Genomic DNA, 11,511 nt, shown 5'->3' with positions numbered 1-11,511 from the left:
TGCTTATTTTTTCCCTAAAAGTAAATTTGTTATTTCTTCGGTAATTCTTTTTGGTCTTCCTGTTTTATTATCTACCAAACAAAATGTTGTTTGTGATTTTACTATAACCTGAGAGCCTCTACTAATTTCTACATGGCGAACCGACTTAACTCCTTCTGTTTTTCCAACCCAAGTTTTAATCGTAATAGTATCGTTTAAAACTGCTTGCGCCTTGTAATCTATTTCATGTCTTACAATAAACCAAACATAATCTATAGATTCAACTCCTTTTGTAAGTTCTTGCCAATGTTCATTGGCTATATTTTGAATCCATTGAACATAAACAACATTGTTGACATGATTGTATTCGTCTATCTCACTTTTTTGAACTACTTGAGTCTTTTCATAAACATTCATTTAACAAACTTACAGAAATGATGTTAATTTATACTTAAAATAACCTCTTGTATTTGCTTTGTAGGTGATAATAAAGAGATATTGAGAATCCAAACCTTAAACTAACAGCCGTGATTAACAAATTTGGTATCGAAAAAATTAGCTCGCTAGTCCTTAAACAAGCTATACCTGCTTCTATCGGAATATTAGCTATGTCGCTAAATATGATTGTTGATACCATTTTTGTTGGAAGATGGATTAATCTTTTGGCTATCGGTGCATTAACTGTTGTTCTTCCTATTGTATTCCTTGTTTCTTCTGTTGGAATGGGAATTGGTATTGGTGGTAGTTCTATTATTTCTCGCGCACTTGGTGAGAAAAATAAGAAAAAGGCTAACTGGGTTTTCGAAAATCAATTGTTTTTAACCTTTGTGGTATCGATTCTTTTCTTGGTTATTGGTTCAACATTCTCTGTTCCATTACTTCGCTTATTCGGTGCACAAGGGCAAATAGCTATTTTAGCTAAAGAATATTTTGATATCATTATTTATGGAGTTCCTTTTTTCACTTTTGCAATGATGGGAAATCCTGTTATTCGTGCCTTGGGAAAGCCTAATTACGCAATGTATGCTATTATATTACCTGCATTGGTAAATATTGGATTGGATGTTATCTTTATCAAAGTTTTAAACCTTGGTATGTACGGTGCCGGTTTGGCAACCACAGCTTCATTCGTTGCCAGTGGTTTATTCGTTTCCTGGTTTTTTATTTCTAAAAAAAACCGCTTGTCACTAAACGTGAAAAATCCAAGAATCAACACTTCTCTTATTAAAGAAATACTATCCTTAGGAAGTATTACTTTTATCAGACAGGGCACTATTAGTCTTTTAATCATCATTTTAAACTATAGTCTATTTAAATACGGTTGCGCTATTTCAATATCAATTTATGGTATTATCAATAGAGTAATGATGTTTGCTTTATTTCCTGTTTTAGGTGTTACACAAGGATTTTTACCTGTGGCAGGGTATAACTATGGCGCAAAAGACGTAAAACGAGTCAAAGAAACGATTCGAATATCTTTACTATTTGGTACAGGAATAGCTAGTTTAATTTTTATTTTAATTATGCTTTTTCATACTGAGTTAATCCAAATATTTACAGATGATAAAAGGCTTGTCAAATTAACATCTAAAGCCCTAATTATAGCATTTCTAGCTACTCCGTTAATTACAATTCAACTGATTGGTTCGGCGTATTTTCAAGCCGCAGGTAAAACATTAAAAGCATTGTTACTCGCTTTGTTAAAGCAGGGCTTTTTTCTTATTCCATTAGTGTATTTTTTACCAAAAATTTATGGTATTAATGGAGTATGGATTTCTTTTCCAATTGCTGATATCCTTTCAGCTTTTGTAACTTTTATTATTCTAAGAAGAGAAATTAAATTAAATTTAAAGAGCAATACTTAATGTAATTCTTTATTTAACATTTTTTTTCTAGAGGTATAAATACTAACTTTCTTATAATCAAACCTTGGGATTTTCTTTAGTTAATTATTCCTTAAATTAACATTATTTTGATAATTCGTTAGAAAAAAACGTTGATCTTCGGGGCGAACTAACTAAACTAGAAATCTTGACAAATAAATTTGAAACTGATAGCATTAGTCGCCTATTGCTAAAGCAAGCAATCCCAGCAACTGTAGGTATTTTGGTAATGTCATTGAACATGATTGTCGATACCATTTTTGTAGGAAGATGGATTAATGTTTTGGCCATTGCCGCAATTACCGTTGTTTTACCTATTGCCTTTTTAATTTCATCTATTGGAATGGGAATTGGAGTTGGTGGTAGCTCGATAATTTCGCGTGCCCTTGGGGAGAAAAAATTTGATAAAGCTTATAACGTTTTTGGAAATCAAATTAGTTTGACAACCAGCTTATCTTTATTATTCATAATTTTAGGAACTTACTTTAGCCTTCCTTTACTAAAGTTATTTGGCGCCAATGGAGAAATCATAGAACCTGCTAAGGAGTATTTTAATACTATTGTTTATGGGGTTCCTTTCCTTGCTTTTGCCATGATGGGAAATCCAGTAATCCGAGCTGTAGGAAAACCTAATTATGCAATGCTCACCCTGGTTATACCTTCAATAGTAAATGTTGTTCTGGATATTATATTGATTAAAGTTTTAAATTTAGGAATGTATGGAGCAGGCTTAGCCACTTCTATTGCCTATGGAATAAGCGGGTTGTTTGTCTTATGGTTTTTTCTATCCAAAAACAACGAGCTAAAAATTATTCCCAAATACTTTTTCATAAATATTCCTATTCTAAAAGAAATAGTAGCGCTTGGAGGTGTATCTATTGTAAGACAGGGAGTTATTAGTATTTTGGTAATTATATTAAACTATAGCTTATATAAATACGGAGGTGAAATTTCCATATCAATTTTTGGAATTATTAACCGAGTTACAATGTTTGCCCTTTCTCCTGTTCTAGGTGTTACACAAGCTTTTTTACCTATAGCTGGATTTAATATTGGCGCAAAAAATGCCTTACGAGTAAAGAAAACAATATGGAAATCGATAATATTCGGAACAACGATTGCTAGTGTTGTTTTTATATTTATCTTAATTTTCCCTACTCAACTTGTGAAAATTTTTACTACGGATGAAGAACTTATAAAGCTTGCCCCAAAAGCACTTGTTACTACATTTTTGGCAATCCCTATTATTTCAGTGCAGCTTATTGGGTCTGCTTATTTTCAAGCAGCGGGAAAAGCTTTACCTGCGCTACTTTTAACTCTTTTAAAGCAAGGTTTTTGTTTAATTCCCTTGGTATATTTTTTACCAAAATTCTTCGGCGTTAACGGTGTATGGATGTCCTTTGCAATTGGAGATGTTTTATCAACTCTCATTACCTATGTTTTCCTTCACAGAGCCTTGAAGTTAGATTTAAAATATGAAAATTAACAGTTTTTTAAAGTTTGGTATTCATATTTTATTTAATTTTGAAACGATCATTTCAAATATATGCCAAAGACAGAAACATTTGATAAAGAACAAGTCATAAACCAAGCAAGAGAGGTTTTCCATAGTAAAAGCTATAATGCTACTTCTATGCAGGATTTAGTAGATGCTACAGGTTTAAATCGATCTAGCATCTACAATTCTTTTGGTAGTAAGCATGAATTGTATTTAGAATGTTTAAAAAGTTACCAGTCTGATTCGAAATGCAGAATTGAAAATATCATAGATAAGGATAATTGTTCTTTAAAAATTTTGGAGAATATTTTTTCTATGAACATGAATAATTCCAAAGGATGCTTAATTAATAATTGTACTTCTGAAATGGCCAATCAGGATGATACAATTAAAGCTTTCTTAACAAGCAATCAAAAAGGAATGACTGGTTTGTTTGAAAAAATTGTGCAATCTGGACAAGAGCAAGGAGCGATAAATAAAAATAAATCGGCTCGAGAATATGCCTTGTATTTACTTGCCACCTTTCAAGGCTTGAGTATGGCGAATATATTGGAAAATGATCGTAAAGAGATAGAAAGTATTATTAAAACGACCCTATCAGTATTAACCTAATTTTTTTTAACCTTATTTGAAACGATCATTTCAAATAAAAAAATAAAACCAACGATGAGTAAATTAAAAGACAAAGTAGCAATTATCACAGGTGCCAATAGTGGAATCGGGCTAGCGACAGCTAAATTATTTCTTAATGAGGGAGCAAAAGTTGTTTTAGCTGGACGACGAGAAGAAGCTCTTACCGAAGCTTCAAAAGAGTTAAATGGAGACTTTATAACAGTAGTTGCCGATGTAGCCAAAGAAGAAGACAATAAACGATTGATTAAAGAAGCAGTTGCTAAATATGAAAATATTGATATTCTGTTTTTAAATGCTGGTATTGCTCCTATAATGCCAACAAATGACATTACATCGGATCATTACAATGAAGTATTCGATATCAACGTAAAAGGACCAATGCTAGCCACGAAAGAAGCAATTCCTCATCTTAATGATGGAGGATCAGTATTGTTTACCAATTCAATTGTACATCAAAAAGGTTTTGACGGATTTGCTGTGTATTCTGCCAGTAAAGGAGCTTTAAGAGCTTATGCTCGTGTATTAACTTCTGAATTAAAAGACAGAGGTATTAGAGTGAATTCTATCGCTCCAGGACCAATTGAAACTCCTATTTATGGAAAGATGAACTTACCTCAAGAGGTGGTTGAAGAAATGGGGAAAGGTTTTGCTCAAAGCGTTCCTTTAGGAAGATTTGGTACTTCTGAAGAAGTAGCAAATACCGCTTTATTCTTAGCTTCAAACGAAGCATCATATATAAACGGTGTAGAACTTGAAGTAGATGGAGGGCTAAGTCAAATATAACTTTAATTGATTTTATCAATACTTTAAGCGGAGCTTCGTTTAAAGTATTGATTCTCCATTTAAATTAGTAGTCAACACATCACTCATAAAATCGAAATAAGGACGGAGTGCTATGTAAGAGTTATTAACTTCTTCTATAAAGTTATCTGACAGTACTTCCTCATCTGAGAAGTTCCTAATAGCCACAAAGGCTTTTTTTCTTATCAAATCTATTGATGGATGCTCTTTATCAAATCCTTTAGGAGCTGTTTTCAACTCATCTCCTTCTAACTTGCCATCAAAATATTTTTTGAACTTTTTATCATTTAAAATATCTCTAATTTCAGAATCGTCTAATTCAAATTCTTTTCTAATTCTGAAAAGGTCTTCCTTGTTGGGCTCCCAAAAACCACCTGCTAAAAAGCTTTCTCCTGGTCTAATTCTTAGGTAATAACCTCCTCTTAAATGTGCTCCTTTACGCGAAAAAGAGCCCGCAAAATGAGGTTTATAAGGTGTTTTATCTTTGCTAAATCGAACATCTCTATAAATTCGAAATAACTTGAACTTTTCTATTTCATCATGTTCTTCCAACTTTTCTCTAATCGTAGCATATAATTCTTTCGCATTATTTTGAGCCTCAGTAAATATAGATTTGTGTTCTGCGAACCAATCACGGTCATTATTTTCCTTTAAGTCTTTCAAAAAATCAAGACTTTCCTTTTTAAAGTTCATAAATAAATAGATTTGGTTAAAGATATAAAAAAAACTCTATTGGGAATTCCCAATAGAGTTCGCTTATTATAGTTTGTTTGTAGTTCTATTATACGTTGAATCTGAAATGCATTACATCGCCATCGGCTACTATATATTCCTTTCCTTCTACTCTCATTTTTCCAGCTTCTTTTACTTTAGACTCTGATCCAAACGCTACATAATCATCATATCCGATAACCTCAGCTCTAATAAACCCTTTTTCAAAATCAGTATGAATTACTCCCGCTGCTTGTGGTGCCGTAGCACCTACGTTAACAGTCCAAGCTCTTACTTCTTTTACACCTGCAGTAAAATATGTTTGTAAATTTAACAAAGTATAAGCAGAACGAATTAACCTTGAAACTCCTGGCTCTTCCAAACCTATATCAGATAAGAACATTTGACGTTCTTCGTAGTCTTCTAACTCAGCTATATCAGCCTCAGTTGCTACTGCTAACACAATTATTTCGGCGTCTTCATCTTTTACATTTTCACGAACCTTTTCAACATATGCATTACCATCTTTCGCTGAAGACTCATCCACATTGCACACATACAATACCGGTTTTGCTGTAATGAATTGCATTGACTTCACTAATTCATCTTCTTTTTCAGAGAACTCAAGAGTCCTAACAGATTTACCTGCTAAAAGAGTTTCTTGAATAGTTTCTAAAACTTCTAGCTCCTTCTGAGCCTCTTTATTACCAGTTTTTGCAGCTCTTTTAACTTTATCTAGCCTTTTTTCAACGGTTTCTAAATCTTTTAACTGTAATTCAATATCAATAGTTTCTTTATCTCTAATTGGATCAACAGAACCGTCTACGTGAACAATATTATCATTATCAAAGCAACGTAATACATGAAGAATAGCATCTGTTTCTCTAATATTAGCCAAAAATTGATTTCCTAAACCTTCTCCTTTACTAGCTCCTCTTACAAGTCCAGCAATATCAACAATCTCAACAGTTGCAGGTATTACTTTTTCAGGTACTACTAGTTCTTCCAACTTTTCCAATCTTGTATCAGGAACATTTACAACTCCTAAATTAGGTTCTATGGTACAAAAAGGAAAGTTCGCACTTTGGGCTTTTGCGTTTGATAAACAGTTAAATAAAGTTGACTTCCCTACGTTAGGTAATCCTACAATTCCGGCTTTCATTATCTATTGTATTAATTTAGCGTGGCAAATATAGCACAATACTTCATTTTTTGCGATATGATAGTCAAACTCTTCTCAACTATTTTAACAGAAATTTAAGACTAAAATAATCGTTTGTTAAATTTTTACTACATTTACATACTTTAACCAGCAAAAAATGAGTTATTTAAGTGACGAAATTTTATGGAAATCGTTAAAGGAGGGGGATTTAAAAGCTTTTTCTGTTTTATTTAAAAAGTTCTACTCTTCTCTATTTAGTTACGGTTTAAAAATTTCAAATGATGCCGTTTTAACCGAAGACTCTTTACAAGATTTTTTTGTTTATATATATGAACACAAAGAGAATTTGAGCAATTTAGAAACCATTGCTCCTTACTTATTTTCTTCTTTTAGAAGATTCATCATTAAGCGCTTAAATAAATCTAAAAAATATTCAATGGTTCGAAATTTAGACACCAATATTGTGGATATAAATTTTACACCAGAAGAATTCATCACCAACCAAGAATCAACAACTTTTCGTAACAAAAATTTAGCTAGAATTATCAATCAACTTCCTAAAAGGCAAAAAGAAGTTATTTATTTGAAGTTTCATTGTGGACTTAAACCACAAGAAATTGCTGACACAATGGGTATCAATTACCAAAGTGTAGTAAATACCTTACATAAAGCCATCAAAAATCTTAGAGAAGAAATAGCAGTTTCTGAATTATTAAATTTATAAATTCGTAAATTTGTAAAAAAAAAGGGTATAATTATCATATTATCATCTTATTTAGATGTTACCCTATGCTTAGTTTTCGTATGGCACAAAAAAATTACAATACCATTCATGATTTTTTAGATGATCAGTCATTTAAAAATTGGGCGTTTAATAGCCGGCTCTCGGATGTTTCATTCTGGGATTTCTGGTTAAAGAACAACCCACATAAAAAAGATTTAGCTTTTGAAGCCCGGGATATTTTGTTAGGCATTAATTTCAAAAAAAATAATATTCCTGAAGAAAAAATTGATTTCGAATGGAATAAGCTTGAAACCAAGTTAAAAAAGATTCAGCAAAAAAAGCAAAAAGAAACACTTCCAAAAAGAAATAAGAAATATACTTTCATAAGCATTGCTGCCAGTTTACTCTTGTTATTTTCAGTTGGTTCTTGGTATTTCTTTACTAATTTATCCAAAGTAACTCATAAAACGGCCTATGGAGAAGTTTTAGAACTGAAACTTAATGATGGTACCTTAGTAACATTAAATTCTAACTCTAGTATTTCATATAAAAAGAATGATGTTAGAAATGTTTGGTTGAAAGGAGAAGCTTTTTTCAAAGTAAATAAAAAGCAAAGTACCAATGCTAAATTTTGGGTAAATACAAATGATTTAATTGTTGAAGTTTACGGTACACAATTCAATGTAAATACACAAAGAAACAAAACCAAAGTATTTCTTCAAGAAGGAAATATATGGTTAAGCTTAAACAATGGAACTTCAAAAAAGATGATTCCTGGTAACTATATTGAATACTCTTCTGATTCAAAAAAGATTCTAGTAGACGATCAGCTTATTTCTAGTGATGAGCAATTGGCTTGGAAAAATGGAACTCTTATTTTTAATAATTCGACACTTATGGATGCCTTGCATAAGGTTTCTGACACTTATGGAGTTGAATTTGACTTTCATGATCAAGAAACAAAAAACACACTTATAACTGGAACAGTTCCAACAACTAACCTTGAAATTTGTTTAAATGCTATAAAGAAATCTGCGGACATTAGTATCAAAAAAGAAAATGTTAAATTAGTTGTTTATAAAAACTAATAATCAACCTTTTAATGATACGTAAGAATACCTTTTTATTTTTTCTAATAACTTTCGTATTCACTATCACCCCGTATAAACTATATTCTCAAGAGACTGATTCTATTTTTCTATCAGAGGCTTTGGCATACCTAAGTGAAAAACATCGTGTTTTTTTTACGTATAACCCTATGGTTATCAAAAAACAAAAGGTAAAATTCAGTGACTTTGAAAATCTTTCTATTTATGAATCTATTGATTTATTAAAGCGAATAACTCCTTTTAAGATTGAGTATTTAGGAAACAATTATTATGTTATTTATAAATTAAATAAGCAATACCAACGAGTCTCCGAAATAAATAAAGATTCAGTTAACTCTACCGTAACCGATTCTAGAGAATTAAGTAAACAGATACCCGAAAACAAACTTCTCATTAAAGGTATTGTCTATGATCAATTCAATACTCCTATTCAAAAAGCCAACGTTATTGAAAAAAATACACAAAATGGTATTACAACGAATAATGACGGAACCTTTGAACTTTATATTTTAGGAAATAATCCAATTGAAATATCGCATATTGGGTACAATACTCAAATTATTTCTCCTAAAAATAACTTCGTAACGGTTCATTTAAAATCGGGTGTCGAACTGGATGAAGTCTTTGTTGTGGGATCTAGAAATAATAACCGCCAAAAAATCGACTCCCCTGTTTCCACAGATGTTATCGACATTCATCAAGTAAAAAGTAAAAGTGAATTTATTCAAGTAAATCAATTCATTCAAAACGAAATTCCTTCCTTTAATGCAACAAAACAGTCGGGTTCCGATGGTTCAGACCATATCGTTCCTGCTACTTATCGTGGTTTGGGCCCAGATCAAACTCTTGTATTAATAAATGGAAAACGAAGACATCAAGCCTCTTTGATTAACCTTTACGGAACAAGAGGTCGTGGTAACTCTGGTACGGACTTAAATGCCATTCCTCCATCCGCTATAAAGAGAATTGAAGTACTAAAAGATGGAGCTTCAGCTCAATACGGTTCAGACGCCATAGCAGGAGTAATTAACATTGTTTTAAATGATCAATCTGAAGAAACTCAGGTTAACTCTACCTTCGGGTTTCACAATGCTTCAAACAATACAAATAAAGATAGGCAAGGAATTGATGGAATAACCTACAAAGCCGACGTAAATTATGGTGCTAAAATAAACAAAGACGGATTTATAAATTTATCTGCGGAGTTCTTAAGCAAAGGACATACCTTCCGACGTGGAACAGATATTCGAGAGAATTATGGAGATCCTGCTACAACCAGCAGTAGTATTTTTTTAAATTCAGAAATTCCTTTATCAAATGAAATGAAAGTGTATTTGAATGGAGGTTATAATTATAAAAATACACGAGCATATGCATTTACAAGACCTCCTGATAGCGAAAGAAATGTTCTTGAAATTTATCCTTCTGGATTTAATCCTTTAATTACTTCCAATATTTCAGATAAATCGCTAACCGTTGGTGCAAATGGGGTTTATTCTGGCTGGAATGTTGACTTTAGCAATACTTATGGAAAGAATTATTTTCAATATTATATAAAAGAAACGCTAAACGCTTCTCTGTTAGCTTCTTCACCAAAAGAGTTTGATGCTGGTGGTCACAGCCTAATTCAGAATACCACAAATATTGATGTTTCTAAGCATTTTAAAAATTTTTTAAAAGGGTTAAATATTGCTGCTGGAATTGAAAATAGAATTGAAAACTATCGAATTTTTTCAGGTGAAGAAGGTTCTTATGAATGGTATGATATTAATGGAAATATTGTAACCGATTCAACTCCCACTGACTTATTGCCTGTTCACAATGGAGAAATTAGACCTGGCGGATCTCAAGGATTTCCTGGTTATTCACCTCTCAATGAAGTTGACAGAACAAGAACGAGTGTTAGCGTATATTTTGATAGTGAAATAGACTTCACAAAAAAATGGTTATTAGCAACTGCTTTACGCTATGAAAATTATAGTGATTTTGGAAGTACTCTTAACACAAAAATTGCAACACGTTATAAAGTAACTCCTAAAACCAATTTACGTTTCTCTTTTAGTACTGGTTTTCGTGCTCCTTCATTGGCACAAATCTATTATAACTTAAAATTTACAAATTTTATTGATAATGAAGCCGTAGAGTCTTTTTTAATAGCGAATAACAATCCTTTAACGGAAAAATTTGGTATAGAGCAGTTAAGAGAAGAAAAAGCTATTAATTATAGCTTAGGAATAAATCACTCGTTCAACAAAAACTTCAAATTTTCTCTAGACTCTTATTATATTTTTATTAGAGATCGAATTATTTTGAGTGGAAACTTTGATGCCTCGGAACTAAACTCTAATGTAAAAAATGTACAGTTTTTTGCAAATGGTGTAAACACCTCTACAGTAGGTCTTGACTTTCGATTCGATTGGGTGAAGTACTTCAATAATTCGAGGTTAAATATTGGTTTTGTTGGGAATTTAAATAAAATGGAAATTAATGAAATAAACCATAAGAATTTAGATAAAGAAACCTTTTTTGGTGCAAGAGAACAGTACTTCTTACTTGCTTCTGCGCCAAAACATAAACTTATCCTAAATGCAGTTTATTCCGTTAAAAACTTTTCTATAAGCAGTACCTTAACAAGGTTTAGTAGCTTAGAATTAATCGATTGGCAAATTTTTAAACCTTTGAGTCAATTTAACAATTCCTCGCAACAAAGATTTGATGCCTCTATCGATTATTATAAAGCAAAATATACATTTGACACCCACTTTACTTACGATTTAACAAATCACCTATCTCTTCAAGCAGGAGTTAATAATCTTTTTAACACCTACCCCACAGAACAAGCCAGAAATACTGATAGTGGCGGGCTTTGGGATGCTATACAAATGGGAGCCAATGGGGCCTTCTACTACTCCAAATTATTGTTAAAATTTTAACTTTTTTATATTTTTTTTAAGAAAAAAGAGTATAAATAAAACCAACCCGTCTTTTTAAATAATGTAGCGAATATGTTA

The 11,511-nt window shown here is 31.8% G+C and carries 10 protein-coding genes; 7 read left to right on the top strand and 3 right to left on the bottom strand.

The annotated features are described in order from the left end of the window. Positions 1-3: 3 nt before the first annotated feature. A complete protein-coding gene (locus tag ACKTTV_RS05820; RefSeq protein ID WP_408029880.1) occupies positions 4-396 on the bottom strand; it encodes an acyl-CoA thioesterase in 393 nt (130 codons plus the stop codon). A 110-nt stretch (positions 397-506) separates the two neighbouring features. On the opposite strand from ACKTTV_RS05820, the gene ACKTTV_RS05815 reads away from it, so the two are divergent. The 4 genes from ACKTTV_RS05815 to ACKTTV_RS05800 all read left to right on the top strand — a co-directional run bounded on the left by ACKTTV_RS05815 (position 507) and on the right by ACKTTV_RS05800 (position 4,776). Then, entirely contained in the window at positions 507-1,844 is a 1,338-nt protein-coding gene (locus ACKTTV_RS05815; RefSeq protein ID WP_408029879.1) for an MATE family efflux transporter, read from the top strand. Between the two features lie 166 nt (positions 1,845-2,010). Beyond that, positions 2,011-3,348 (top strand): MATE family efflux transporter, encoded by a 1,338-nt coding sequence (locus ACKTTV_RS05810; protein WP_408029878.1) that lies wholly within the window; start codon positions 2,011-2,013, stop codon positions 3,346-3,348. A 60-nt stretch (positions 3,349-3,408) separates the two neighbouring features. Then, positions 3,409-3,972 carry a TetR/AcrR family transcriptional regulator gene (locus ACKTTV_RS05805; RefSeq protein WP_408029877.1) on the top strand — a complete coding sequence of 188 codons (564 nt, stop codon included), beginning with the start codon at positions 3,409-3,411 and terminating at the stop codon, positions 3,970-3,972. Between the two features lie 54 nt (positions 3,973-4,026). Then, a complete protein-coding gene (locus ACKTTV_RS05800; RefSeq protein WP_408029876.1) occupies positions 4,027-4,776 on the top strand; it encodes an SDR family NAD(P)-dependent oxidoreductase in 750 nt (249 codons plus the stop codon). 39 nt (positions 4,777-4,815) lie between these two features. On the opposite strand, the gene ACKTTV_RS05795 is transcribed toward ACKTTV_RS05800, so the two are convergent. Then, complete coding sequence (locus tag ACKTTV_RS05795) at positions 4,816-5,487, bottom strand: DUF2461 domain-containing protein (protein WP_408029875.1); 672 nt, start codon at positions 5,485-5,487, stop codon at positions 4,816-4,818. 88 nt (positions 5,488-5,575) lie between these two features. Continuing rightward, positions 5,576-6,667: a redox-regulated ATPase YchF gene (gene ychF, locus ACKTTV_RS05790; protein WP_408029874.1), complete on the bottom strand. Its 1,092-nt coding sequence runs from the start codon at positions 6,665-6,667 to the stop codon at positions 5,576-5,578. 157 nt (positions 6,668-6,824) lie between these two features. On the opposite strand from ychF, the gene ACKTTV_RS05785 reads away from it, so the two are divergent. The 3 genes from ACKTTV_RS05785 to ACKTTV_RS05775 all read left to right on the top strand — a co-directional run bounded on the left by ACKTTV_RS05785 (position 6,825) and on the right by ACKTTV_RS05775 (position 11,433). Next, positions 6,825-7,391 (top strand): RNA polymerase sigma factor, encoded by a 567-nt coding sequence (locus ACKTTV_RS05785; protein ID WP_408029873.1) that lies wholly within the window; start codon positions 6,825-6,827, stop codon positions 7,389-7,391. Positions 7,392-7,471: 80 nt separating this feature from the next. Further along, positions 7,472-8,479, top strand: coding sequence for a FecR family protein (locus ACKTTV_RS05780; protein WP_408029872.1), 1,008 nt, complete (start codon positions 7,472-7,474; stop codon positions 8,477-8,479). Positions 8,480-8,493: 14 nt separating this feature from the next. Continuing rightward, positions 8,494-11,433 carry a TonB-dependent receptor gene (locus ACKTTV_RS05775; protein WP_408029871.1) on the top strand — a complete coding sequence of 980 codons (2,940 nt, stop codon included), beginning with the start codon at positions 8,494-8,496 and terminating at the stop codon, positions 11,431-11,433. Positions 11,434-11,511 lie beyond the last annotated feature (78 nt).

The sequence above is a fragment of the Tenacibaculum xiamenense genome (assembly GCF_964513065.1).
Classification (GTDB): Bacteria; Bacteroidota; Bacteroidia; order Flavobacteriales; family Flavobacteriaceae; genus Polaribacter; species Polaribacter xiamenense.
Note: the sequence above shows the minus strand (reverse complement) of the source record. Positions and strands in the feature narration are given on the sequence as shown.